General features: G+C 59.3%; 20 protein-coding genes and 2 pseudogenes. 6 read left to right on the forward strand and 16 right to left on the reverse strand.

Annotation, left to right across the window (positions count from 1 at the left end):
- Positions 1-186 precede the first annotated feature (186 nt).
- The 6 genes and pseudogenes from PQQ52_RS19670 to PQQ52_RS19695 all read right to left on the reverse strand — a co-directional run.
- Positions 187-534 (reverse strand): annotated as a pseudogene (locus PQQ52_RS19670) (IS66 family transposase); the annotation flags it as partial.
- A gap of 70 nt (positions 535-604) precedes the next feature.
- Positions 605-1,132, reverse strand: a pseudogene (locus tag PQQ52_RS19675) (transposase); the annotation flags it as partial.
- Positions 1,133-1,337: 205 nt separating this feature from the next.
- The gene (gene pal, locus PQQ52_RS19680) at positions 1,338-1,850 is read right to left on the reverse strand and encodes a peptidoglycan-associated lipoprotein Pal (RefSeq protein ID WP_408214676.1); all 513 of its coding nucleotides are present in this window, start codon (positions 1,848-1,850) and stop codon (positions 1,338-1,340) included.
- 88 nt (positions 1,851-1,938) lie between these two features.
- Positions 1,939-2,250 carry a hypothetical protein gene (locus PQQ52_RS19685; RefSeq protein WP_408214679.1) on the reverse strand — a complete coding sequence of 104 codons (312 nt, stop codon included), beginning with the start codon at positions 2,248-2,250 and terminating at the stop codon, positions 1,939-1,941.
- A 594-nt stretch (positions 2,251-2,844) separates the two neighbouring features.
- Positions 2,845-3,816, reverse strand: coding sequence for a S1C family serine protease (locus PQQ52_RS19690; protein ID WP_408214682.1), 972 nt, complete (start codon positions 3,814-3,816; stop codon positions 2,845-2,847).
- Positions 3,817-4,886: 1,070 nt separating this feature from the next.
- Positions 4,887-6,407 carry a sensor domain-containing diguanylate cyclase gene (locus PQQ52_RS19695; RefSeq protein WP_408214685.1) on the reverse strand — a complete coding sequence of 507 codons (1,521 nt, stop codon included), beginning with the start codon at positions 6,405-6,407 and terminating at the stop codon, positions 4,887-4,889.
- A 1,412-nt stretch (positions 6,408-7,819) separates the two neighbouring features.
- Here PQQ52_RS19695 and pstS point away from each other — a divergent pair.
- The gene (pstS, locus tag PQQ52_RS19700; protein ID WP_408214688.1) at positions 7,820-8,851 is read left to right on the forward strand and encodes a phosphate ABC transporter substrate-binding protein PstS; all 1,032 of its coding nucleotides are present in this window, start codon (positions 7,820-7,822) and stop codon (positions 8,849-8,851) included.
- Between the two features lie 2,322 nt (positions 8,852-11,173).
- Here the strand turns inward: pstS and PQQ52_RS19705 are convergent.
- Complete coding sequence (locus PQQ52_RS19705; RefSeq protein ID WP_408214691.1) at positions 11,174-11,866, reverse strand: VIT1/CCC1 transporter family protein; 693 nt, start codon at positions 11,864-11,866, stop codon at positions 11,174-11,176.
- 460 nt (positions 11,867-12,326) lie between these two features.
- On the opposite strand from PQQ52_RS19705, the gene PQQ52_RS19710 reads away from it, so the two are divergent.
- Positions 12,327-13,673 carry a PQQ-dependent sugar dehydrogenase gene (locus tag PQQ52_RS19710; RefSeq protein WP_408214694.1) on the forward strand — a complete coding sequence of 449 codons (1,347 nt, stop codon included), beginning with the start codon at positions 12,327-12,329 and terminating at the stop codon, positions 13,671-13,673.
- 1,686 nt (positions 13,674-15,359) lie between these two features.
- On the opposite strand, the gene PQQ52_RS19715 is transcribed toward PQQ52_RS19710, so the two are convergent.
- From PQQ52_RS19715 to PQQ52_RS19750, 8 genes are all read right to left on the reverse strand, one after another.
- Positions 15,360-15,800 (reverse strand): SET domain-containing protein, encoded by a 441-nt coding sequence (locus PQQ52_RS19715; RefSeq protein WP_408214697.1) that lies wholly within the window; start codon positions 15,798-15,800, stop codon positions 15,360-15,362.
- A gap of 157 nt (positions 15,801-15,957) precedes the next feature.
- Positions 15,958-16,164: a hypothetical protein gene (locus tag PQQ52_RS19720; RefSeq protein WP_408214700.1), complete on the reverse strand. Its 207-nt coding sequence runs from the start codon at positions 16,162-16,164 to the stop codon at positions 15,958-15,960.
- Positions 16,165-16,366: 202 nt separating this feature from the next.
- Positions 16,367-16,645 (reverse strand): HU family DNA-binding protein, encoded by a 279-nt coding sequence (locus PQQ52_RS19725; protein ID WP_408214703.1) that lies wholly within the window; start codon positions 16,643-16,645, stop codon positions 16,367-16,369.
- A 1,277-nt stretch (positions 16,646-17,922) separates the two neighbouring features.
- Positions 17,923-18,084 carry a hypothetical protein gene (locus PQQ52_RS19730; protein ID WP_408214706.1) on the reverse strand — a complete coding sequence of 54 codons (162 nt, stop codon included), beginning with the start codon at positions 18,082-18,084 and terminating at the stop codon, positions 17,923-17,925.
- Between the two features lie 22 nt (positions 18,085-18,106).
- On the reverse strand, positions 18,107-21,349 hold the full coding sequence (locus tag PQQ52_RS19735) for an LPD7 domain-containing protein (RefSeq protein ID WP_408214709.1): 3,243 nt from the start codon (positions 21,347-21,349) through the stop codon (positions 18,107-18,109).
- A 3-nt stretch (positions 21,350-21,352) separates the two neighbouring features.
- Positions 21,353-21,580 (reverse strand): hypothetical protein, encoded by a 228-nt coding sequence (locus tag PQQ52_RS19740; RefSeq protein ID WP_408214712.1) that lies wholly within the window; start codon positions 21,578-21,580, stop codon positions 21,353-21,355.
- A gap of 11 nt (positions 21,581-21,591) precedes the next feature.
- On the reverse strand, positions 21,592-21,957 hold the full coding sequence (locus tag PQQ52_RS19745; protein WP_408214715.1) for a plasmid mobilization protein: 366 nt from the start codon (positions 21,955-21,957) through the stop codon (positions 21,592-21,594).
- Complete coding sequence (locus PQQ52_RS19750; RefSeq protein ID WP_408214718.1) at positions 21,957-22,214, reverse strand: hypothetical protein; 258 nt, start codon at positions 22,212-22,214, stop codon at positions 21,957-21,959. Before PQQ52_RS19750 ends, PQQ52_RS19745 begins: the two co-directional genes overlap by 1 nt.
- Positions 22,215-22,542: 328 nt before the next feature.
- Here PQQ52_RS19750 and PQQ52_RS19755 point away from each other — a divergent pair, with 328 nt between their 5' ends.
- Complete coding sequence (locus PQQ52_RS19755) at positions 22,543-23,052, forward strand: hypothetical protein (protein WP_408214721.1); 510 nt, start codon at positions 22,543-22,545, stop codon at positions 23,050-23,052.
- Positions 23,053-23,384: 332 nt separating this feature from the next.
- On the opposite strand, the gene PQQ52_RS19760 is transcribed toward PQQ52_RS19755, so the two are convergent.
- Complete coding sequence (locus PQQ52_RS19760) at positions 23,385-25,457, reverse strand: ParB/RepB/Spo0J family partition protein (protein ID WP_408214724.1); 2,073 nt, start codon at positions 25,455-25,457, stop codon at positions 23,385-23,387.
- A 209-nt stretch (positions 25,458-25,666) separates the two neighbouring features.
- Here PQQ52_RS19760 and PQQ52_RS19765 point away from each other — a divergent pair, with 209 nt between their 5' ends.
- The 3 genes from PQQ52_RS19765 to PQQ52_RS19775 are packed head-to-tail and all read left to right on the forward strand — an operon-like array spanning position 25,667 to position 26,636.
- Positions 25,667-26,080, forward strand: coding sequence for an antirestriction protein (locus PQQ52_RS19765; protein ID WP_408214727.1), 414 nt, complete (start codon positions 25,667-25,669; stop codon positions 26,078-26,080).
- A gap of 56 nt (positions 26,081-26,136) precedes the next feature.
- The gene (locus tag PQQ52_RS19770) at positions 26,137-26,445 is read left to right on the forward strand and encodes a hypothetical protein (RefSeq protein WP_408214730.1); all 309 of its coding nucleotides are present in this window, start codon (positions 26,137-26,139) and stop codon (positions 26,443-26,445) included.
- Complete coding sequence (locus PQQ52_RS19775; RefSeq protein ID WP_408214732.1) at positions 26,442-26,636, forward strand: hypothetical protein; 195 nt, start codon at positions 26,442-26,444, stop codon at positions 26,634-26,636. Before PQQ52_RS19770 ends, PQQ52_RS19775 begins: the two co-directional genes overlap by 4 nt.

Genomic DNA, 26,636 nt, shown 5'->3' on the forward strand with positions numbered 1-26,636 from the left:
TCGGGGGAGCCAAGTACATGAGGTAATTACAATGTTGCCGCGATGAGCATAGCCAGACGAAAATTGGTGAACATTAAGGAACACTTAACCGTTGTCAAATACTGACGCATGAAATTCGCTTGATTGAATCGACGATACAAGGTAAGCATCCGGTGAGGGTACCGTTGAGATATATCGGTCGGTAGCAGGTGTCCAGCGATGTGGTAGCAAGTGGGCGGTGCCCTCGGTCCGATGGATGGGTAACCGTGTGAGAACAGCTTTTAGATAGGCCTACCGATCGAGGTCGCTCAGCTGCGGCGAGCGGATGAGGCTCATGAACGCGGCAGCATGTTGGCCCCTGCGAATTGAATCCGTGAACAACCAATTCGACCGTCCGAGCTCCCACGGATGAATCTGGTTTCTCAGTCAATTTTTGTCGATCAGCACCCGCCCGTCGACAAGATAGCGCGTAAGCGCCACTCATCGCCTGAGACTGTAGTCGAGAGCTTTAGCAATCGCAGAGCCCTTGCAGACGAGCTTGCGCTGGCTGGCCATCCGGGCGTACGGCCGCATCGGCGATCATGTTGGCTCGGTCCTGACGAGTGACAGGTGGCGCGCGCAGATCGCCAGGCGACATGTCGTCTTCGTCTGCACATGCCTTCGGCACAAAACTCTTATGCCCGGTCCATGCCTGAATCAACGTGCCGTCGACGCTAAAATACTCTCCAACAAGACGCCACGCTCGCGCGCGGCCTCGACTGTCTCGTCAAAGAGAAACACCAGCACGTCGTGTTCGAGCAACCGGTCGCGGTTCTTGCTGAATGTCGAGTGGTCCCACACGGTTTTGTCCATCGCGGACCGACGAACCAGCGGAACAACAAGTTGTAGGAAATCTGTTCCATCAGCATGCGCTCGCTGCGAATTGAGTACAGCACCTGCAGCAAAAAAAGAACTCGCACCAGCTTCCCCGGGGCGACGCTCGGCCGACCTCCTTTCGCCTCAGCCTCGTACATCCGCGCGAACATCTCGTCCTCGCGTCTAAGCCCGTCATGAGCCAGGAGCGAATCGGACGCAAGGGTTCGTCCTTCGGCACAAAATCGTTCAGCGTCAACACCATGGACATCGACTCCATAAAACCATCTGGCGCACGCATCCCTTCCATCTCGCTCTCATTGACGACATTAGTTCAAAGTTTGGGTCTTTGTCACGCTCGACCGCTGCACGAGGTATTTCAACGGCCTGCTTGAGCAATGGAGGGGCCGCAATGCGAGTCGCAAGCCCCAATTCCGTTCGCAAAACTGCAGTCGCTGCAATTGTAGAGAAATAGGGACCCGGTCCGACTCACCACGCATCACAAATTACTGATGGTACGCCAAATCCGCACGGCGGTTTTGGGCCCACGCCGCTTCGTCGTGTCCGGTTGCGACCGGCTTTTCCTTTCCGAAACTGATCGCCTCGAGTTGCGAATTGGGAACACCAAACAGAACCAGCTCACGGCGAACCGCCTCGGAACGCTTCTGACCAAGTGCCAGGTTGTATTCGCTCGTACCGCGTTCATCTGTATTGCCCTGAATGCGCACGTGGCGTTGTGGATGACTCATCAGATATTGTGCGTGCAGCTTCAAGAGCGATTCATATTCGGGCTTGATGGTATAGTCGTCGAAGTCGAAGTAGACGCTGCGTTTAGCGAGTGGACTGTTCGGGTCATTCAGCGGGTCGACACCGACCTGCGCGACGCCGTTCGGGTTTGTTTGTGCGCCGCCACCGGTACCAGTTGCGTTGGCGCCGTGGTCGAACTTGACGCCCGAGTGACATGCGGTTAGCCCCCCGACGATCAGAACCGCGAGCAGCTTAGGAATTTTCGACGTCATTTGGTCTCTCCTTATGCAGTTTAGAACACTGCCATCGATAGCGAATCATCACGACGATCGCCTCTCCAAATAGTCAACGGCCCGGCAATTATTTGTCGTTGTCACGCTCGTGAAGGAAAAATCGGCCGCCACGCAAATACTCGAACCGCCGTCGGCCACGCGGCATGCCATCTCTCCAAGCCGGGTAATACGCTGGCCCATGAACTATGGGAGGGAGTCGATATGCCACCAGCGGAAAGTCATTTTCGGCGACCGACATCTCGCTCGCAACGGATGTCGTGCTCACCTCGATCGGATTGAGCATCGCGATGTCGAAGCCACCCTCCGGATGAGCACTTGCTCGCGCCATCATGCATACAGCCGACAAGACAATGAGGAAAACGAACGGACTGTATTTCATGGTTTTTTCTCTCCAATCCGCCGACCCGGCAACGGTATCGACCGGAACTGCAGAAGTCCGTTGCCAATTGCTGGACAAGATCCCCGACATTCAATGCGGGAATAATCTCGCCGTAACGTTGAGAACGCCAATTGCTGCAGCCAGTGCGGCTACCACGACAGGGAGCACGAGAACGATAACCCACAGGCTCTTTACCACTCGTATCTCCCAATTCGTCGGACGAGCAAGCCTGGATGAACGGCGCATTGTCGCCAGGGCGATGCCCGTACCTCGCCGCGCGTGAGCTGTTTCGGCATGAACCTCTCTATTGTGACGCACTTCCACTGCCGACATGGCCCACGCAAGTTGTGCGCTTCCAGCGAGCATGAGAGCTGCGGCACTCAACCGTAATATTGAACGTTGCTTCATCTCGACCTCCGTCGAACACATCGAAACACAGCAGCATCCGGCGCGGGTACACCGATCCTAAGTCAATTCCCACGAAAATCGGACGACCATCACGCTGAACCAGCAGCGCAACGGTGCAGAGTTCATCACGCAACTGGGCCGGCGTTGACACCGGTTACTGGCCACCCGCGAGATAATGTCCCCCGGCTAAATGACAGACAGCGCTGCAGGGCCGATGCTCCGCTCGACGCGGACACCGCTACTCACACCAGCCTTGCGTACCGCTTCGGATGCCAGACTCCGCAGCGTTAAGCCAATCTGGCCGACCGTAGTCTGAGCGGGGACGTCCGACACCAGCGAGTAGCCCTGCATGGCGCCCAACATGACCGAAGCCTCATGGCTCCCATGGTCCCGCCAAAACTCCACACGCACCACAGAACCCGGACGCAAGTGGGCCACGGCCATCGGCAATTGCGTCGAGTCGTTGATTGTCACTCCGTTCAGTTGCAGGATGACGTCGCCCACGCGCAAGCCCGATTTGGCTGATGGACCATTCTCATCGACTGAACTGATGAGCGCGCCAACCGGTTTTGCCATCCCAAAGGACCGCGCGAGCGGTGCGGTGACTTCCTGAACGCTCAAGCCCAGACGGCCGTGTTCAACTCTCCCGTGGAGCTGCAGTTGATGCTCGACTCTCATTGCAAAGTCAATCGGAATCGCAAAGGATAGTCCTTGAAAACTGAGATGAACGGGCGCCTCGATGCCAATGACATCACCGTTCAAATCGAACAGTGGCCCACCAGAATCGCCAGCGTCCAAGGTTAGATCCGTCTGAATTAGCGGGGCATATGTTTCATCCGGGACAAGTCGTCCCTTGCTGCTAATGATGCCGGCAGTGGCCGTGTTCTCAAAACCGTATGGCGAACCGATAGAAACGACCCATTGGCCAACCTCCGCATCGGACGGGGCCCCGATTCTGACGGTCGGGAGGCCATGCGCATCGATTTTCAGCAGCGCGATGTCGCTCGGCGGGTCGATACCCACGACCGAGGCCTTGAACTCGCGACGGTCGTTCAGCTTGACTCTGACTTGCGATGCGCCTGCGATCACCTGGGCGCCGGTAAGGATGTATCCATCCGGGGTGATGATGAAACCAGAGCCGAGGGTTCCCGATGACAATATGCCTCCACTGGGCCGGTCGGGTGAGAATTGTCTGAAGAACTGGACGAATGGGTCGTGCTCGTTCGACGCGGGCGGCCAAAGAGGCGTCAGATTGGCGACAGGCCTCCCATGAGCTGTGCTGATATTGACCACCGCTGGCCCATTCTGCCGCACAATATCCGCAAAGTCCGTCACAATTCCGGTCGACGGGAGATGCTGCGTCGTCGGCGCGTTGCGGGAGAGTGTCGCTGACGAAGGGTATGTCGACCGGGTAACGCAGCCCGCGGACGAAGCCGCCACGAGACACGCCGCGAGCAACGCACGCATCAGATTTCTGGTTCGCATAGCATCGCTCCAGGCGACGTGGAAATGACCGCCGTGAAGAGCGTTTGCGCGAGAGCCTCGCGTTCATTCAAACCCACGATAATTCCAGCGTAGGTCGGCAAACTTAAGAGATACTTAAAACGCCAGCAGGCTTTCCGACACAAAGTCGGCGGCATAGTCGACCCGGATAAGTCCATCGTGTACAGCAGCGGTCCGAGTGACTTTATGGCCGTCAAATTAGTACATCCGTACGTGCAAGCCCGAGATAGTCCATTGCCTGTCGGGCAGGCAGCCAGCACTCACCGCGGTCACCGGCAGCGGAAGACCTCTGGACGTCACTGTTGTCTATCGTGATAAATATACGCAACAACGCGTGCCGGGCGAATAAATGACAAATAGAAGTCCGCGTTCAGACGAGGCAATAGCGCTTGAAGGTGTCGTTGACGCCGCACGCGAAGTACACGCAGCGCCAATAGCACTCGAATCGAGCTTCCGGAGAAAGGAATTGAGAAGCCATCGACCTTGCAGCTCGCGCGGTTCGTGGTCGCCATGGAATTGCGAGACGCGCGTGAGGCATCTCGACGAGGTGGCTTCTGGCGGCCAACGGTCGGCAAGCTGACCGCCCTGCTCCCGGGTCATGTCGCACGAAGCCGACCGCTCCTGAGCCATTCTCCAGTTGGACAGGCTGACCGCCCGGTCAAGGCGATTTGTCTTTCGATTTACGAGCACGCGTCGGCAAAACACAGTGCGGTCTCGATAGTTGTTCAATTCGTCCAGCCCTGGGACGACTGAGCACTTATGGTGCTGCCCTTCTCTGTCTCAGCTGGATAGCTGGCTACTCGATTCCTGCCGCCATTCTTCGCTTCATACATCGCCGCATCGGACGCATTCACCAGTGATCTCAAAGTCGGAAACCGTTGGTCCACGGCGCAGGCGACCCCGATGCTCACACTCAGAAGCTGATGCGTGCTGGCGACATGCCGGAGTTCCAGCGCTCTTACCGATACAAGAATCTTTTCCGCAATACGCGCTGCACCGCCGCTATCCGTATCGGGGAGAAGCACAGTAAATTCCTCGCCACCGTAGCGGCCTGCGATGTCGCCCGGGCGTCTGATGCTTTGACTAATGCCGTGTGCGACTGCAATCAGGGCGTCATCACCCGCCGAGTGTCCGTACAAATCGTTGAACCCCTTGAAGTGGTCAACGTCGATTAGAAGCATCGACAACGGGTAACCGGTTCGCTGGGCGCGACGCCACTCGGTCTGCGCCATTTCCTCGAAGGTACGACGGTTGTGTAGTCCCGTAAGGCCATCGGTCCGTGCGAGCACCCGAAGCTCCTCTTCGAATGCAAGACGACGTTTCCACTGCTGCGAGAACGATAAGGCGAAACCGACAATCATCACGTCGAGTGCGGCCATCAGTGAACCTACGGTCCAGGCGCGACTGCGCCACTCGGCATAAATGTCTTCGGTCGCAAGCGCAACATCGAGAATTAGCGGGAATCCGCTAATATGCCTATATGTGTACCAGCGCTTTACTCCATCGAGAGTGGCCGTACCAAAGAATGCGCCATCCGATGTTTGCGCGAAACGCGTGTAGTTCGCGGTCCCCAACAAACTCCGGCCGGTGATTTTCTGGTCATACGGCCGCCTCATGAGCATTGTCCCGTCATCAAGCATTAACGACATCGAACCGCCGGAGCCAAGATTCATGCCATCAAATAAACGACGGAAATAGTCGAGCTGGAGTGTGCCGACCACGACGCCGGCAAAGCTTCCATCGGGATGAGCGAGTCTGCGGCTGAGCGCGATGGAGTCTCCTCCTTCACCGAGGCGTGGGATGAAAGGGTGGCTGACGTATAGCCCAACGTCAGGGGACGTGCGATGGACTTTGAAGTAATCACGGTCCGCGATGTTAGCGCGACGAGCTGGAATGGACCTCGAGTCAATGACAACGTTGCCGGATTCGTCCACAACCAGGAGAGCGCCCAAATCCTTGGCGGACGCTGCACGGTCAAAAAGCACTTTTTGCCTCATGAGCGGTGGAAGTTTGTTGACTCCAGGCTCCTGGAGCCCGTCAATGACCGCCTGAAGAGACAGGTCGTAGATTTCCAGGTTTCGAGATGTGTCCCGCTCGACGATTAGCGATAGGTTGGTAGCAGCCTCCTGAGCTCGGCGCAGCGCATCCTGGCGCATTTCCACCAGGACTAGGGCTGAAATCAGGAATATGGCGACCGAAACAAACAGGCTAACGCCAATCAGGAGGTTCGGCCGCCGCAGCGCCATTTTTTCTCTCTTCTAAAGGTTCTGGGTGTTCCGGGCTCGTCACTGCGTCCCTGCGCGATTGCCGCAACTGTCCAATTCAGGTCAATAATGGAAATTATACGATCGTGCCGACGGTGTCCCAATAATCACCGAAGCATAACTGCTACGGACACAAGACCATCTGTTGAGAAGGAGCTGGTTCAAGCGCTTCTTCCCGGGTTTAACCGCCGACACGGATTATGTGATGCCAGGAAAACCTAAAGGAAGCGCTTGCGCCGAACGCCGCCGATTCACACCGGAATTCGGCACGTTATGACAGACGAGGCTCCCATTTCAACTGCTGCAATGTGTGCGTGTTGCTTCAACGGTGTCGTTGGTCATCTTTTTGGAGCTGCAGCGATTTCCGGTACTAATAGTCCGGTGGCCATGGTCGTTAAAAGCTCCCGAAAGCCGGTGAGCAGGATGCTGTGGAACCGAGGAAGCTCCCGAATCAAATCTTATCGCCTGTGTCGAAAAGCGTCCCAGCACTCGCTATGGTCCATCCGACGGAGAAGCCGCTTGCGGACATGCTCACGTCGATAGTGTCCTGCGACCAACAACGCGGCAATTGCCAGCACTGCTATGCCCATGAAGGTTCCTGTGAGTTCCGTCATTATGCCTCCTCGTTAACCTGTGTCGCTTTCATGCGACGTACAGCCTGGACGTCGCATGAAAGCTGAAGCATGGCCGACTGAACGGCACGTTAGTCCATGGCAGAGCACGCCTCAAGCGCCCTGTTCTCCACCGATCATCGCGATTCCCTCCAGTACATCCCGCCCACTGGCCGCCAACGTCTTGAAGTGCTCGGTAGTCTGCGCTGCGCTGATCTGCTTCGCCTGAACCAGAATGCTTTCAAGGCTTACCAGCGCCCCGGTAACAGGATCGGAGGCGGGACATGCGTTACCACCATTCCTCTACCTTTTGTCGGCAAAAGAATCCACAGGTCACCATCACCAAAGCTCCCGATATATACGGGCCTAATTCTTGTCTTTCCATGATCATTGGGAATTTTTATCTTTTCCGGAATGGTTTTTTCGTAACTATCACACCTCGCGCGTGTCGTCATCGAAACGAAAGATGAAAGAGTTCGCAAGCTCGCAGCATCGCCTGCGTACCAACCGGCAAGTTGCAGCAAAAGAAGAGCATTCTTCAGGATAGTTCGAATCTTGCACTACGCCTAGCAGTTACACACATGAACAGACAGGCCGTCGACATTTCGGTAACCCAAACCATAGCGCGCCGAAGAATTCCACATGCATTCGATATCAGCCTGGCAGCCGGCTCACCAGGGCGTGGTGACTCCACGTTTCGAGCGCGAGCGCCCCGTCACATCTTTGACATCAGCAAGGTCTAACGTGGGCGACCTTTTCCAACAACTACACGCTGGAGCACATATGAGACTTATGCAAACCGCGATTGCCGGCCTGACTGGCGCACTCTTCGTCGTCGCGGCTCACGCTACCGACATTACCGGAGCAGGCAGCACGTTCGCCGCGCCTATCTACGCCAAATGGGCAGACGCCTTCCAGAAGGCCAACGGCGGCAAGGTCAACTTTCAGGGTATTGGCTCCTCGGGCGGCATCAAACAAATTATCGCCAAGACGGTCGACTTTGCCGGATCGGACGCCCCTTTGAAGGACGACGAGCTGGCGAAAGACGGCTTGTTTCAGTTTCCGACCGTGGTGGGCGGTGTGGTGCCAGTGGTAAATCTGCCGGGCATCAAGCCGGGCGAGTTGACTCTATCTGGCGAAGTGCTCGGCGACATGTACCTGGGCAAGATCAAGAAGTGGAATGACCCGGCCATCGCCGCTTTGAACCCCAAAGTGAGGCTCCCCGACACAGGTATCGCTATTGTCCGTCGTGCCGACGGCTCGGGCACGAGCTTCATCTGGACGCACTATTTGTCGCAAGTCAATCCGGAGTGGAAGAGCAAGGTTGGGGAAGGCACGACCGTGAGCTGGCCGACGGGTACGGGCGGCAAGGGTAACGACGGAGTGGCCGCTTTCGTCCAGCGCCTCCCTGGCGCCCTTGGCTATGTCGAGTGGGCATACGTGAAGCAGAACCACATGGTCTACACGGCAATGAAAAACGCAGCTGGTGCTGTGGTCCAGCCAGAGACGGAAACGTTCAAGGCCGCCGCTGCCGGCGCCAACTGGTCGAAGTCGTTCTACCAGATCCTGACGAATGAACCGGGCAAGGATGCGTGGCCTGTCGTCGGCGCAACCTTTGTCCTGCTGCACACGGCACAGGACAAACCGGACGAAGGTAAGGAAACCTTGAAATTCTTCGACTGGGCATTCAAGAACGGAGACCAGGCTGCTCAGGACCTGGATTACATTTCCCTGCCGAAATCAGTTGTTACCGAAATTCGCTCGCAATGGAGCGCAAAGGTGAAAGACGGCGCTGGCAAGTCAATCGCTGAATAAGTCTTGGAGGCATCAAGCGCGCTCCCTCGCGGAGCGCGCGATATCGTCACGCCGGGCAGCACATTATCGCAAAGAAACCCCTCCAACGTCATCTGTCGTCGTGCTCGCCGCGCTTTTCGTTGTCAGTATCTCTTGCTCGAATTGCCGCGAAGCCCGAGACTGAGCGCCATCACAACAAGTGGCGCCAGAAAGTACCACGAGAACTTCGAATCCACGGCACCCTCCACTGCCGATCTTCACTGCTCAACGTGCAAGCCCACACTGCCATTGTAGAAGCCGTGTTGCGTAGCAGTTAGCCCGTAAACTGATGCATTGCAGCAGGAGTCCTACCACAGCGCTCTGCTTCTCATGCGACATGAGCCTGTGTGCCTCCGAGAGATCTCGGCCGCTATTCGTGCGGCCGCTACTTTAGTAGCGCTATACTGCGCCGACATAAAACTGCGCTTCATGCACGCCCGATTATCGAGCGTGGATCCGTGCGACGCGCGGACGCGGGCGGCAGAGCATAGCGACAGGGGACGCGTCCACGTTTCCAACAACATAGATGAATGGCGTAACTTCCGCTGCACCGGCGGAGTGGCTATGCCGGTGGAGGAGCGAAACAATGCGTTCAACAACTGAGTTTCCCGTGAGAGCCCTCGCAAGTCTTGCCAGCCTCGGCATCCTGACGTACGGCACGCGTGAACTCGCATCGCACCAGCATTTGCATATCGCCTATCTGGCGCTCACGGCCCTCGGAGTAGTTACAGGGGCTCTTTTCTCGTCCACGCGGACTCCAAAAGCATAGACGGCCAGGTTTACCGACAATCGTGACTAGACCAGCAACAACTGATGTTTCGGTGCGCGTCGAAATTTCGACTTCATGCCGCTTGGACATGGGCCCTCGCATTGCCACCGCCGAACATGTGGCGCAGCGCAGTTCGACTTCGGAGGAGTGATGCTGCAGGCGGATTCGCTCTGACGGGCTCGGCCGGCTCCAGGTCGGTAAAGATCTCTCTTGACAGCCTCCCGCTTCCACTCCATTTATGCCCTGCACAGTCCCAAGCCAATGCTTCACCGGGAGGCTTTGCCAGTTTGCTGATTACCCTCCGCGCTTCATATCCGACCACTCGACGTTGCACCGAGTTTAAGTCTTGCTTAAGCGCGATCGAGTAGATTGCAGCAAGCTTGTCGACGACCGCGTCGCCATAGGTCTCAATAGTTCGCATGGACACTCAATCGACGCCCGCACAGTCGCCGCTACATTCAGGCTAAAAGCAAAAGAATCCAATGCAGTTACAGGCAGTTGCAATCAACAGATGTCAAGGACGGCTAGTCGACCCTCCACCCTTACTCAGGGCCGACTTTGGGACCCGGAGCTCCGCCGGGTCCGTTTTTTCCCCACTACCGGGCGCTGTCTGCGACAGCGATAATCCATCCAGTCAATCATGATGGAAAGCCTGCCATCTACTGCCGGCGACAGTTCGCTGCCAGTCGGTGTCGTTATTAAATCATTGTCACGCGGTCTCGCTATATTCCGTCATAGCGTACAAGGGGCATAACCACCTTCCTCTTTCGTCAAATCGCGTGTTGACCGAACTCCATGTGCGTAACAGTTATTGAGGCACATCATGAAAAAGCTTCTTAGCCACCATGAGATTGCGATGTTGTTTGTCCTGGTCAGCGCGCCTGGACAGGTGGCACTCGCAGACCCCGATGTAGTGACCCTCCGACAAGAACAATTGGTCGAAATCGTGTCCACAACATCCGAGAACACCGAATTCCGATTGACATCGGAGGGTACCGAGCTATTACGGCGCCTAGGGCTGGCGAGGACGTGACAGACTGGTCGCCAAAACCGGGACGAGCGGCACATAGCACTGCTCGACCGAGTTGCCGCGCGCGCGTCGAACGAGGTATCGACCTTGACTGACCGCGAACGGGGAAGAATTTCCCGTCGGCATGACTGCAACGACACCGTCGCCGGCAGTGCAAGCATGGGCAATATTCTTGCCTGACGCGAAAGGATCTGGCGGCAGCCAAAGGTCAGAACGAAAAGTACGGCTCTAGTCTTGTCAGGCTTACAGAAGACAACGACATTTAATGGTTCCCAAGTTCGTCGTCGCCTTTCGGCAGGCGCCGACATTCGTAGAGAAACATTGAACATCCCAGGTCAACCTGAAGCGGTCAGCCATCCGGCCGCATCGAAAGTCGGCTCGTGGCCGCACTCTGCCTCTCGCACAGTCTGTGCTCAGCTAAGAGCCTCCGAGCGGCACACCCTTCCCCAACGTCCAGGCATCCTAAGACTGTTTCAAATGACACTGCGTCGATACAGATCACGGTTCAATTCGTACCGAATATTGCACCGACCGCCGATGCCAGACCCATCGACAGAGCACTCCAGAAGGCAACCCGCAATATGCCCGGACCAACCTTCGCACCGCCGACGCGCGCGGCAAGTCCGCCGAGAATTGCGAGTGAAGCGAGCGCCGTCACCGCGATGCCCGCTGCCACCCATTTCTGAGGTGCGAGTGCAGCGACAATCAGCGGCAAAGCCGCCCCCGCCGAGAAGCTGCAGGCAGAGGCAAGTGCGGCCTGCAATGGCTTCGCGGTGGTGACTTCCGAAATACCCAGTTCGTCGCGAGCGTGTGCCCCGAGCGCGTCGTGTGCCATCAAGGCCTGCGCGACCTGTTTGGCAAGCGCCATGTCGAGACCACGTCGCACATAGATTCCCGCCAACTCCCGTTGTTCGCGCGCACCGTCCGCATCAAGTTCCGCCTTCTCTTCGGCGAGCGCGGCCTTTTCCGTATCCGCCTGTGACGAAACTGATACGTACTCGCCAGTTGCCATGGACATCGCACCGGCTACCAGTCCAGCCAGGCCGGTCAGCACAAGATGGCTATGTTCAGCGTGTGCCGATGCGACGCCGACTATCAGACTCGCCGTCGAGATGATGCCATCGTTCGCGCCGAGTACCGCGGCGCGTAGCCAGCCAATTGTGTTGATGCGATGACGTTCTTCATGTCCCTTGCGCATCTATGCCGGACCTCGATCGTTTCGATTTGCATGGATTTGGCGCGACGGTGCTGCTCGGGGCAACATCCACTACAAGACAGGGTCTCTCAGAACCGAGCGATAGAACAATGCGTCGCCGACATGCAGAACAAACGGTGCGAAACACAGCCAGGCGAGAAAGCCGTTGACATCGGCTATTTCGTGGTCGAACGTCAAGCGCGAAGCGCACGTTGCCTACATGAAATGATGCTAACGACCTCACCTTAAGGAAACCTGATGCTCCGCACGGAGCCATCCGGCTGCCCAACTCCACTATCGACCGTCTGCTACGGTCTCAGGGCTATCGCGCCAACGATATGGTTGCGAGCTTGCGCCCGATGCAACCCGCAGAGGTTTGCGCATCGCGCAATCATTTTCACAGGCAGGCTTCTTGCTGCTCTTCTCCAGCGTCATTGACTAACACTGATCGCTGAAAACAAATATGCGCCTGCTAAATCGTCTGGCTGCTTCAATGGTTTTGCCGCTCGCCGCCTGCGCGATCGGACCATCAAGTTCAAGCGATACCGGTTTCGGCGCCTCGCCCGCCATGCCGACTCCAGAGTCGATGTTGATTCCCATGGTCAACATTGCGCCCGTTCAGGCGCGCCCCGCTGGTTTCATGCCCATCGCTCCCAACGGTTTTGCCGTCACCGAGTTCGCCGGCGGCCTAGCGCACCCGCGCTGGCTTTACACGTTGCCTAACGGTGACGTACTGGTGGCGGAAAGTGATGCCCCCAAGGAGCACGACGAAGGAAGTGGCCTATTCGGCTGGATCAGACGGCAGGTCATGAAGCGCGCCGGCGCAGGTGTGACGAGTCCCGATCGCATCATGCTACTACGCGACGCGAGCGGCAATGGCATCGCCCAGATGCAATCCGTGTTTATCCGCGGTCTGCACTCGCCGTTCGGGATGGCCCTCATTGGCAATAAACTCTACGTTGCCGATACGGACGCCCTGCTGCGTTTCGACTACGCTACGGGCGCCACGAAGATCACCAGCCCGGGAGTTAAAGTTGCCGATTTGCCAGCCGGCCCGATCAATCATCACTGGACAAAAAATATCCTCGCAGACCATTCAGGCAGGCATCTATACATCACGGTGGGATCAAACAGCAACGCGGGAGAGAACGGCGTCGACGCCGAACAAGGCCGTGCACGGATCCTTGAGTTTGACGTGGACACGGGTCGCTTGCGGCCCTATGCGACAGGATTGCGCAATGCCAATGGACTCTCGTGGCAGCCGGACAGCGGCGCGTTGTGGACGACCGTTAACGAGCGGGACGACCTCGGTAACAACCTTGTACCGGATTACATGACAGCATTGAAAGATGGAGCGTTCTATGGCTTTCCGTACAGCTATTACGGCCAGCACGTCGACACGCGCGTTACACCTCAACGCCCCGACCTGGTCGCAACGGCCATCGCACCGGACTATGCCCTCGGCAATCATACGGCTTCGCTAGGTCTTGTCTTTTACGACCAGACGTTGTTCCCAACGCACTATCGGGGCGGCGCATTTGTCGGCCAGCATGGATCATGGAACCGCAAGCCGCGCACCGGCTATAAAGTGGTGTTCGTACCATTTGTCGACGGAAAGCCTGCTGGCGCCCCCGAGGATTTCCTGAGCGGCTTTCTGACGACCGACGGCCATGCCGTGGGACGACCTGTTGGCGTCGCGCTGGATGCGCGCGGGGCCTTGCTGGTGGCAGACGACGTAGGTAACGCTGTCTGGCGAGTCGCGCCGCGTAGCACTATCAACTCGGCGCACATTTTGCCGGCCGGCCAATGATTTGGCACTCAGGTTCATTCTGCCTGAAGCCCGGAAGTCTGGACTTCTCAGGCCGACGGCACAAATCGCTCCGCCGACGCTGGCGACAGGTGTCGGAGATCGTTAATTTGGGAGGGGACAGAAATTGGGGGAGCGCGGCGTTTTGCCCTAAGCTACCTTCGCCACCCGTTCAGCGAGGTGACGGATGGATATGCACTGGACGATTTACCTGCAGCGGGACGGTGCCGACGAAAATGTGCCGTTGGCCAGGTTTCAGCGCCCGCTCGAAGGAGCGACCCCGGCTGACTTCGGATTGTCGATGTCTGAGGCAAGAAGCCTCCTTTCCAGTCTTCAACAAGTGGTGGCTCAAGACCAGATCCGCGCCTACGACGCTCGTCGACGTCTGCGTGAACAGCATTGCACTCTGATACAACCCCACTCCGTGTTGCATAGGTGATATTGGGGGCGTCTCAGAATTCGGAAAAAATCGTACGCTAGCAGTTGCCCGAGTGGCTGGTCGTTCGTCCGTTCTTCAATCCCTTCTGAGGAAGCCATGTCTACCCCCAATACGCAGGAAGGACGCGCTAGCAGCATTAGAGAACATGAAATCGACGCTAGCAACGTTAGTGGACAACGTGTCACTCAGTCGTTGTATCGCTACAACAACGCAAAATCGTTGGATTTTCCACTTTTCGGTCGGTATGTATGACGTTTTACGACAAATTCGGCGCTAGCAGTTTCGTTGACACGGCTAGCGGCAATTGTGAGCACCAACATCAGGATTCGGAATTTAGAGCTCGATAGCAGATCAACGAAGAGGAGAACGTGGAGATGCGGGTGTCGGCTTCGCTCAGTCAAGCGGTTTTGCAATTGAGTATTAGCGATCGGCGGCTTTGGCCGACACTTCCCGCCACCGCGTCAGCGCGAACGACCGCTTGACCTCGGGAACCGCCGTTGAGACCTGGCTAGTCCCACTGGCCGAAGAGGGTCGACAAGAGGCGGTCGTGCCTGCCTGGCAGCGGCCGTTCACGAACCCGGCGATGAGGTCATGGGAGCCGAGATCGTGGTTACAACTGCGCATGCTGACCGCGCCGTTACGCGCCCAATCCGCTAGGAATCCACACAAAAATTTCATCGCGACGGCGAGCCGACCTGCCGCCTTCTGGAGCAGGCGGTTACGCGCTTTTTTGACCTTTGCCAGAAGCGCTCACGAAAACAGTGGCAAAGATTCGACGGCGGTTTGGCGCCGACGTCGCGGGGACGGGGATCGACCGGGCCGCGCAGCAGTCTTCCCGCTAGCCGAACCTAGCCGCCGGTTCAGATCCGACAGCGCCAGACAGACGGTCGTGCGCGCGGGCTTCCCCGCCAATGCCAGTTCAAGCTGGTCCAGCAGTTCCGGAAGACTCACTCCCCCTGTTCTCTTTCGTGCGAACGTCCGCTTCTGCATAAGGCCACTCCCTTATCGCTGTCGACATGCGCGCTGGCACCGACGTCACCACCAATCGTCAAGCTCCAGCGACATCTGTTTCCTCGTGCTTGCGCCAGGAGCACCGTCGGACACATTTCCCTGTGGCAACGGTGGCATCAGCACATCGAGATGGAAAACCACATGCACGCCGAGCCGGACAAATCCATCATTCTCCCGCTTCGAGCCCTCGGCGCTTTTCGGGATCGTGACACTGCCGACGGGCTCTCCCGCCCCGCTGTTCACGCCACGTCAGCCAGCATCGAGTGACGACAGTCCGCCGTGGCGCACCGGCATGCGTACTGCGCCCGAACCTCTTCATCCAGCGAATCGTCGGTGGCCAGCAGATACTCAATAAACAGTTCTTCACCGGCCCCGATCGGCCGGAGCGTGTGGATGAAGATGCGCCCGACGTCCTCGATGGTCTCGCAGTTGGGCGCGCACGCGTGATTGAGCCAGCGCGCACTATTGCCGCCGCGGCTCCCGTCGATCACCCGCCCATCCGACAGTCCGAACAGAAACGTATGTCCTTCGACGCCTTCACGCCGGTGACGGCGCACCGCACTTCGCCACGAGGTGATTTCACCTTTGTACTCAAGCACGCGCTCGCCCGCCGCGAGCGCATGCATGGCGAACACGCCTTTGCCGTGAACTGAAGACCGCCGAACAATCACGCGCCGCATACTCTTTCCTTCCCGATGTCAGCGCCAGTATATGAGCAGCAAATTTCCGCATCCAGTGGGATGAGCACGATGGGGCACGTCGAAACTGGAGAGTCGAGGTATTTGATCCGCAGGCATCCCGGAATGACCGACCAATCACCCACGAAGAGAGCCAGCTTCAGAAAGGCTGATTGCCCAGCTCACACAGGCTGACCCACTTCACCGTGCTCACGAAGGTCCTGCCTGCGGTGTCGAGCGATTCGATCATCGCGCGCTGCCCACGCGCTTCCGCGACGACGCGCACGATGCGCGTCCGATCGCGCAACAGCGCACCGATGGGTGGACACAGGGCTTCCCGCCTCATCCGCGATCTTTTCTTTTCCATACGGCTATCTATAGAGACATGCAGCGAATCGCAGGGGCCGCGGTACATCGCGGCATCTCGCACTGATGCTACCAGGCCGGCTGGCCGAGGTCCAGGCCTCGCCCGATCACCCCGTGCCGCTGCTGCCGCCGGCACCTGTAGCGACTACCCTGCCGGCCGCCGCGCCATCGGCAGAAATCCGGCCGACGGCTTGTGTCCGGTCTCAGCCGCCGTTCACTGCGTCCTTGAACGCCTTGCCCGCCGTGAACTTCACCGTCTTCGCAGCCGGGATCTGGATCTCAGCGCCGGTTGCCGGATTGCGACCGATCCGCGCGGCGCGCGCGCCCGTCGAAAACGACCCGAACCCGACCAGTTGCACCGTGCCGCCCTTCGTCACTTCGCCGGTGATCGCCGCGATCACAGCGTCGAGTGCCTCGCCGGTTGCCGCCTTGCTCCCGCCCGTCTTCGCGGCGACCGCGTCCACCAGTTCCTGCTTGTTCATCGCTATTTCCTCTCTGTGGTTGTGAATGTCGCCACCCTACCCGATCCCCGCATCTTTGCGCAATTGGCCGGCGGCCGGACTGATCCGCGATTACAGGCACTGAACGCATGTCACAGGCGTGAGCGGTGCATGACGCCGCCGTTAAACCGTGCCTGCACACCGGGTCGCATCCTTGTGCTGTCGATCGTCCGTATCCGCGGGATGGATTTGATAGGCGGGCGGGTGCCGACCGCGCCCGAGACATACCCGCGTGCCAATGCGGTGGGGGGTGCGCCACGGCTCTGGTTGATGGCGACCTCTGACGAACGGCCGCTGCCAGTCGGCGCCCCTCTCCGCTCCGGGCCCTGCGTCCTGTCCGGCTGCCGTGCCGCATCGCGACCGTGAGGGTGTGCGGACGTCGGCTACCCGTTCGGCGCGCGGCTGAGCCCTGACTCCGCCGGATTTACTGACGGGATGACGCCATGCGACCGCCAGTGTCCGAAGACGAAGGGGTAGATAGCCCCAATTCATACCCTCCCCCATTGACCGGAACTGCCATTCGAGGGGTTTGAGCACGGTGCCGCTTTGCGAAGGGCGTCCATCTAGGATAGGAATCAGGTCCCATGCCTCGATCATCGGAGCGCTTTCGCGCAAACATGGATTGGGCGCCACGACCGCGAAGGCTACCTCGAAGGGCAAAGCAAATAGGTCGCATCATTTTCAATGCTGATAAGTCGTATTAGCTGCGTTGCGTTTAATGATCCGGCGGGCCGCCGACCGCTCCGGACGCGCAAAGTCGAAAATATCGCGTCCCCTTGCAACCATGCACATCGGCGACAACGCCGGTTGCCTCCGAAGGCAGATTGAGGCAGAACTCCAGACGGACAAAGCCTCTGGATTATCTGGTCAACCGTGGCCGGTACATTGCAGACCATCTGCGACGGGACGTGAACGATGAAATCTTCCGGCGCCGACCGCAAGCTGTGCTGGTAGGTGACTTGATAGTCCATGCTATGGGTGTTCAGCCCTCTTCTGCTCGTGCCCTGCGTTCTGACCAACTTCTGCGCCATATCACTGGCGATCCCGTAGGACGAATGCCGGCCGGCTAAGCGTTGGCGAGGCAGCGTGGCTTTGAATGCGCGGTGGCCAGTCGAGGCGATTCATTTCCTTTCGGTCGTCCAATGCGCGCAAACGAAGGTTCGGAAACTGAAATTATCCGACCCTTCACATTTCCCCCTCATTCAAAAATCCGGGCTCGTCACGGTTTGCTCATGCCATTAGCCACCAAGGCACTATTATCAAATAATCCTCAGGTTGCGAATTGGACCAATCGACGGGGACCGTTCGAGAATCAGTTTTGTGATGAACTCGAGCAACAAGGCCCGAGGCACGGGCGTGACCGCAACCGCAACCGCAACCGCAACCGGGCCGTCGCGGTCGATGTGTGCAAGCTGGTTCATTTTCTTCTCTCAGTTTGATGATTCATCGGTCAATATGTGGCCCACTGTCGGGTGCATCGGGATCAGCAGGCGATGCCGCATCCTGGTCTGGATTGGACGGATCTTCCGGAGTGGGTGGCGGCGGATGGCGCACGGCATCGCGCAGTTCGTCGCGCTCCCATGCGTCGCGCTCACGCTGCGCTGCCCGACGTTCCAGCGCCTCGGCATCGAGCTCCGCAAGCCGGACCTGCCGGATACTCTCCAAGTGCGGCTGACCGAACACGATGCGCATGCGAGTGTCGGCTGCTACGCGCGCGGCGGTTGCCTGGAACGCCTCAGGTCCGGACAGCGACAGCGTGCTGCCGAACTTCTGCTGCGCGAAGCGCAGCGCAATCTCGACCGCCTCGCGCTCGCTATCCCACAGGCGCAATGTGCGACCCTCGTCGACGAGGAACGCCACGCCGTCCTTCCGGTAGTCGACCTCGCCACTGGCCCGCACCTCGTACGTGATCGACGGGCCGGCGTAGATGATCTCGTTGCGATCGTGCGCTGCCGGTCGCTCCACAGCACGCGACGGCGCACTGAAAATGACCGCGCGTTCATCGTCTGCACGTTTCGTCCGCAGGCGGATCTGCTGCATCCGGCGCAACTCACGTAGCGCCCGTTCGTCGCCTTTCTGAGCGCGCTCCTGCAGGAAGTCACGATACTGCTCGGTCAACGGCCGGCTTGCGGCGCCCTTCAGCGCATCCCGCTCTTTCGCGATCTGCACACGCAGCGCGGCCTCTGCCTCAAGGCGCGCAACACGTGCTGCGGACAGCTGCTCGCGGCGCTGCGCGCCTGACAGGTCCATGCGCGGGCGTTCAATGAGCGCGCTGCGGGCACTGTAGAACTCAGATTTGACCGCCTTTCGCCGCTCACTCTCATGATCGGCCTGCGCATCCCACGCGCGACGTAGCTCGTTCCGGTATGCCGATCGCCATTGCTGGAACTCGCCCCATAGGTCCCGTTCAGGCGTACGCCTAGGTGCATGCTCCGGATCACGTCCTGTCTGTGCACGATAGGTCTCGCGCAGCAGCTGCGCAGCATCCTCCCATGACAGGTTCATCTCTTTGGTGAGGAAGTCAGACACATTCAGATTGCGCGAGCCGGTCTGGATTCTGTCACTGCCGTCCGCGCCTTTACCGATCGAATACTTTTCGACGATCAGTCCGTGCGTATGCGCGAGCACAGCCAGCAACCGGCCCGCGTCTAGCGTCGCGCGGATCTCGGTGAACTCATCCCGCTCCCGCGCACGTCGCGCCGTGCGAGCCTCGGACAGGTCGCGCGCAAACTGATCGCGAACGGTATCGGCTGCCCGGCCCGTCGACGCGCGCGCTCTCGCATTGAAATCGACCGACGCTGCGTCCGGCGGCGGCGTATCAGTTGGCCGGATCTCGAACGGCAGCGATTCGATCGCATCGAACGATTGCACATCCGCGAGGCTGCGGATTTCTTCACGCGGCCCGAGCCCTGCGGGCAGGCGACCGCCGGTCAGATTAAAAGGGTCGCGTGAGCCGAACGGCCCTCCCGCCCGCATGAACTTCTCGGCACCGGTGCGCGTGAGACGCGTCCGCCCCGCCTCATCTGCCTGGTCCCACGCGACAAACATGCGATCGACCATCACTTTCCACTCCGGCTCGCCGTCGGACCCGTCAACGGCATCGCGAGCGCCGGACGATTGCCAGCGCCCCTCCCTCTCGTCGTAACTTCCGCCGCGTTCGAAGTCGCGGCCGGCACCTTCGCGCCATCGCGGCCGCGGCACCGAAATGCCTAGCTGTTCTCTTCCCGCTCGCTCGCGATCGCCAGACCATCGCAATGCGTCAATTCGTTCGGCTTGCTGGTTTCCCAGCTCCAGTAGTGCATCAGGCGGCAGAAGCACTTGACGTCGCGCGGCGTCGCCATCCACACCGCGGCTGGGCATGCCATGCACACGGTGGGCGGATTGGGACGGCGCGCCGGATCGATCGAAGCGAGCGTCAAAGTCGTGATCCGCTCCGGCTCGCCATCGCCCCGTGATTTCGCGGTGCGCGCGTTCGAGCTCGTTCCACCATTGCTGCGACTGCCCTGCCCTTTCCGGCTCCCGCCCGGCGCCGCGCTCCCGCGCCCGCCCTCCCGCTCCGGCGGCCCCCAGCCGGCTCCAATCTCGCCAGTGTCCGGATCGATCGTGGAGCTGTTGTCTTCGCTCTCGTGTGCGCTCATTGAACCCTCCTGTTGCATCGTAGAACCGCTGTTCGCGGTGATCGAGAATGCGCCGCTGCTCCGCCGGCGACGCTGCCTGATACGTCTTGTAAAAACTGCTGCCGCTGTTCAGATACTTGATCTCGCGCGCGCGAGTGTCGTGCCACGTCTTGAGCGAATCGAGATAGATCTGCGGCGTATCGCGCGATACGCCTGGCTCGACATACTGCGCATGCACATTTGATTCGAGCGCTTCACGCTTGGCCGTAGCATCGAGCTCGATGAATTCACGCGAGAACACAAACTCCTTCAGGTTCACACCCTTCGCGGCACCGGTCGGTTTGACGTTCTCGTACTCCGACCCCCTGCCGGCATTGCGCGTGCGCGTCTCGCCGTACTCCGTAAGCAACGCCCTGAAGTCGTCGTCATACCGCGTAACGTCACGTGTCATCACCGCCTCGAGGATCGAGGCCTTCAGTTCGCGGTTAGCGCCCTCGAATACGTCGCCCTTGTACCGGCTGATCATCTCGGACGCGTCGGTGAACTGCACACGCCGGTTGTCTTTCGGACTCGCGAGTCCGTACTTCGCGTTGATGTGCTCCTGAAAGGCCTCGAGGTAGCGCTCGTTATGGTCAACCTTCCCGAACGGATCGAGCCGTCGGCCTGTCACAAGATTCATTTCCGGAATCACGATATGCACGTGCACCTTGCGCTCGACAGGCTCCCCCGTCTTGCGGTCCGCATAGCTCTTGATCCGCGGCACATGCGCTTCAGCGTAGAAGTTGTATTCGTCCCGACGGTACGCGGCAAACGCAAACGCCTCGAACTCCCGAACAATCTCACCTAACAGCTCGTGGTCAACCTCGTCTTCCTTGAATGACAGCGTGACATGCAGGTAGCGCTCGGCGTCCGTGTCGATCGACTGGATGATGTCGTTCGTCAGATCGAGATCGCCGGCAAGGATCACGCGCTCATCCATCTCGTCGCGCTCCATCTCGCGACCCTGCTTCTGGCCCTTCTCCAGATAGTCCTTGATCCCGTCGTGATAGCCGCGTACGCGTATGAGCATCGCCTACCCCTGCGCCTTGCGCTCGGCAAGCCAGCGCTGCGCCCCTTCGATTCGGAACAGTAGCGTGCTGTGCACGATCGACGGCAACAGATGGCCGGCAGCGGAGACCGACGCCCGGGCGCTGTCGCAGTCCGGCTGCGTCAGCGTATGCGCACCGTCATGGTCGCGATCGAAGTGCAGCTTCGTCTCCAGCTCGATCACCGCCATGATGGCCGCCTGCTTTTGATCCATTCCCATCGCTATCAGTCGACCTTGTTCAGGGTTGCCCTGAGGTACTGCCCGATCAGCTGCAGCTGCGTGAGCAACTGCTCGTAAGTCGCTTCCGAAAGCTTCCCGCGAACGTGTTCGGAGTTCGCGCGGTGGGCAATCTGGTTCAGGTTGTTACTGGTCTTGTTGAAGATGTACAGCAGCCGCTTGCGGTCCCCACTGGCCACCGGCCGCGCGATCACCTGCGTACGGTTGGTCAGCACCGCCTGCCGGAAGAATTCCGATTGCGTCATCCCGCTTTGCGCCACCTTTGCAAGGTACGCATCGCGATCCGCATCCGACAGACGGAACGCGATCGGCTTGCCCAGCCCTGCCCCGTCATTGCTCTTCTGCCGTGGCATTACCAGAGCCCCGTCGAACGACTACGGTCGATCTCGGCGCCGACCATCGCGAAGGACCTGCCGTCGTCATCGATGGGATGCGCGCGAAACTTGTATTCCGGCCACCGCAACTCGCACTCGCGCAGCGCGCGCATCGCCTGGTCACCCGTCATTGGCCACGTGTAGCCTGCCCACGGCAGATAACGCGGCTCGCTGCCGCGCTCGTCGGCACGCGGCCCCACTACAAGCTGGATCACCCATTCGCTACTCGGAATCATCGCTGGACCTCCGTATTCGCTACATATTCATTACGCATACCAGGCAGTGCTTAGTGTCGGTAACGGAGCTGCCGACACGCTGACGCGGCAATAGACCGCGTCGGGGTTTCAAAGGGGGCCGCCCCTTTGGCACGAAATATTTTACGGAACGCGTAGCGTTACGTAAACATATTCGACGTGCCTCGCCACGACATCAAGATTAGCAAAGAGCGCTCAAAAGATGCTGATCGGCTTCGGTTGAACTGCATGAGGGCCGCAGATAGAATGTACACAGGATGCACTTTCCCTATTTTGGATGCAACAGGACTTCATAAAGGATGCGATCTGTATGGCCCTCGACGATTTCGCCCGCCGCGTGGAGCAATTACACGACAACGCGCACGAACGGTCCCAGACCGCCCGCCTCCAGATCTACTTCCCCATCATCGATCAGTCGCTGAAGAACGGCCTGTCCCTCGCCTCGATCCTGCGCGAATTGCACGCGGAGGGCTTTACGTTCCGCATCACCGGCCTCAAGTCCGCGCTTTACCGCATCCGGAAAAAACGCACCGCGACCGCGCCGACCGGCAGTATCGGTGGCACACGTGCGCCCCATGCCATTGATACGCCGGTACACGACGACAACGCCCGTTCGTCAGGAATCGCCGGAGCGCAAGCCCCAGCCGGTGACAAACTCCGAAAAGGCAGGAAAACGATGGAACAGCTACGGGCGGAAAACCCAACCATGCCCAAAATCCAGTTGAACAAGTTGTACGCGCAACAGTATGACCAGCCTCAGGTGACCAGTGCAGACATTGAAGAACTCAAACGCAAATACCCCCAGAAACCCAAGCCCTGAGCCGTATCGCCCCGCCGCTGCGCGCCGGGTCGGCCCGCACCCCACGCGTCCCGCGCGGGTCCCCAGGGGCCTCGATACGGGCGCGCAGGCGCGCGCCAATCCGTCAGGCAGTCGCGACGCGCAGTAGACGGCTTGCAAAAAAGGGCGGCATTCAGGCATGCGCGGACACGCCGTTAATACAGGCAGTCGGTTGATCGCCCGATCCGTCGGCGTGTGTTTGCGCAGCCAGGCCGTGACCGGCCTCGGCTGCCTTTTTGCTCCACCACTCGCAGAACGCAACAAGCCGCCCAGGCCTGCGCCCGGACGGCTTCATGGGTAATAACTACAGTCGCTTAGGCGGCTTCGGCTAGCCCTTCGTCGTCGCCAGCTTCGTGCCTGTCTTCACCAGTCATGTCATCCGGATCGTCGCCCGCGTAGTGTGCTTCGTCGTCGGCCTCACCGTCATCATCCGCCCACGCATACGACCGGAATTCCGGCACTGCACGGTTCGCGAGCACTTCAGGCAGCCAGCCCGACTCGGCCATCCGCACTTCGGCGGCCGCCGCCGCAGCATCCTTCTTCATGCCTTGCACTTCGGCTGCGGCCTGCGGTGATATGTGCTCGCGCAGCACGTCCGCGATGCGCGATTTCGACACGTGGTCGAAATAGCTCGCGCGCGTGGGCTTCCAGTAGTACGACAGGTCCACGCTCAGCACGTCGGCAAGGCTGTTGACGGCGTGTGCGCGGTCGGATCCATCGATACCATCGACGGTGGCCGCCACGCAGAACGCAAACAGGTTCGACTGGATGTCTGAACCCTGGTCGAGCAGCCACGGCAGCAGTGCATCGGCGCGCGCCGGAAGCATGCGCATCCACTTCGCGCGTTCGGCCTCGATCTCCTTCCACGCCACGCTGTCGGCCATGTCGTCGGCGTGCTTCACCAGTGCACCGCGCGATGTGCGCAGGTCAACCTCGATCGCGTGCTCCGGATACTGCCGTTCGTAGTGCTCGTCGAATACGACCGGAATCATGCGGCTCATCAGCACTGCAAGCGCGACATTCGGATGCCTCGCCAGTTCGGCCTGGATCGCCGCTGTGCGGTGCGCCGTGAGTCGTCGGCACAGCTTTTCGCTGTGCAGCGGCGTCACATGCGCAGGCTTGCTGGATTGCCCTGTTGCCGTTACCGGCATGGCATCGTCGCCGATTGCTGCCGCCCTGTCCTCGGGCCGGATCAGGCCGCGCTCGATGGTCACGAAGCCATCGTCATCGAGATAGACGAACGCCCCTGCCCGCTGCATGTCCTCTGGTGCGAACATTTCGAAGCGTTCGGCGTACTGGTCGACCGCGTGAGTGGCAACGTCAACAGCCGTATTCAGACGGTCGTGTCGTGCCTCATCTTCCTCGCCGTCCTCGTCGTAATACGCGTTCAGTTTCATGTGCGCCGCGTCGCGCTGCGCGACCAGTGCAGCAAGCTCGGCCTTTTCGTCCTTCTTCAGCTTGCGCGTGGTTGAATGCACACGGCCATAGCGGATCAGTTCGTTAGCGTCGCCACGCGTGCGCGTCTCTACCCATGACCAGCCCTCGGATTGAACGGTTTGCGAAACCTCGATGAGCCGGTCGGTCGCGAGTCGGTGCAGCAGATCGGCATCCGCAATATAACCGGCGTTCTGGTCGTCGGAAAACAGGTCCCGCATCACGTACCCACCAGCGGCCTCGTAAGCGTCCAGCCCGACAAACTTCGCGAGCGGATTCTCGCTGGCATCAAGTTCCGCTTTCGTCAGCGCTGCGCGCAGTTCCGATGGTCGGCGTTGCCAGGCATTTGGGGCATTGTTCCACACGCGTTCCTGCGTCGCGTGATCGTCGGCCAGTGCCAGCACCTTCGCCTGCTCATAGTCGAGCCGGTCATCACGCAGCAGGTCAAGCAGCACGGGCGCGAGGTTTGCGATTTTCAGTGCGCGGCGCACGACCATTTCCGGCACCTTGAACAGCGCCGCAATATGCGCAACGCTTTTGCCTTCCTCGGTGAGCAGCCGGAACGCAACGCATTCGTCCGCGATATGCATGTCTTCACGTTCACGGTTCTCGATCAGCGACGCAGCGACCGCCTCGCCTTCGCTAACGATAAGAACTGGCACTGGCTCATCCTTCGTAATGCGTCCCTGCGCAAACAGCAGATCGAGCGCGGCTTCGCGGCGCTGGCCTGCACATACTCCGAGCTTTGGAAGTTTCGAGCGACCTTTGATCTCGTGCACAACGAGATTTTGCAGGATGCCTTTCGCCGCGATGGTTTCGGCCAGAGGCTCGATGCCCGTGGGGGGCTTCCTGCGTACGTTCAACGGCGAGCGTACAAGCCTCGAATACGCCACGTACTCGATCCGACCACCCTTCGTATTGCCTTCGTTTAGCGTTTCAACCTGCCTTGTCATGTGGATTTCTCCAGAAAAGCAGCCTCGGCGGAATGCCTGGCCACACAAATAGTATAGGCTGTATTGTCCTTAATATAAAGAAGAAAATCAGGAAATATTTCAGTATTAACATTAAAATTATGCGCAATCGTGGTTGCGTAATTAGGCTGTATTGTCCTATACTGTTTGTGTGGCCAGGCATTCCGCCGAGGCTGAAACAGGAGGTTCAAATGTCGTGTATTGGAAATCAGGTTAGCTCTGCCGTTGTTCCAGACGAATTGCGTCTCAATGTCCTGCCCCGTTTCCTTGGTCGCCATTACCTGACTGGCGAATCGCTCGTCTACGACTGGGCCGCGCGCCTGTGCCGCAACTACAACGGCGGTTTGTGGCACTTCTTCACGCTGTCCAATGGTGGTTTCTATATGGCTCCGGCTGACTCGGGCCGCGTGCACGTACGTTGGCACCTGAACGGCTATAGCGACATGATGGGCGCGGACGCGTTCGGCATCGTCGTCACGCTGTTTGCGCTCTGCCACCTCGCGGAAAAAACGCTCGACGACGCCATCATTGAGCGCTATCGCCAGTTGCGCGAATTCGCTAGGCAACACGTAGAGGCCGCCAACATCCTGCGCGCCATCGACTGATAAACGGACCCGGCCTGTCTACTGCGGCGGGCCGGGTCGTGCTGGAGACAATGCAAATGGATACCCTGAACATGCGTCCTTCATGGCTGACTTCCCTGCTGCCCCTGCTCGCCGTCTGGCAGTATGGCGACCGCTCCATCGCGCGCAGCGAGCTTTTCCGGATGGCCCTGTCGGCGGATGCGGCGGCAAATGCAGCCGTTGCGCTGGAGCGCATTGCTAACATGCGCGACCGTGACGGCAATGCAGTCGAGATGCATCGCGACGAGCTTCGCGCGATCGCGCGTCGCGCACTCGCGGAGATTGAACGCGTGCCGCCGAGCACCCCGCTCACGATGGCTGTGGAACGGCTGGAGAGCGTTGGATGAGGATCGTCTGCAGACGTGGTGCCGAACTGGTGAGCGGCGATGTGCTGCGCACGTGGTTCGGCAACCAGACCATTCTTGAGATGCGGCCTTATACCGGACCGTTCGAATTTATCTGCAGCATCGCCCGGTTCCCGGCCGCCGAAATGTCGATCGTGCGCGATAGCCTGTATGACGTGATGTTGCCTGGCTGA

Source organism: Paraburkholderia sediminicola (genome assembly GCF_046030555.1).
GTDB lineage: Bacteria > Pseudomonadota > Gammaproteobacteria > Burkholderiales > Burkholderiaceae > Paraburkholderia > Paraburkholderia sediminicola_E.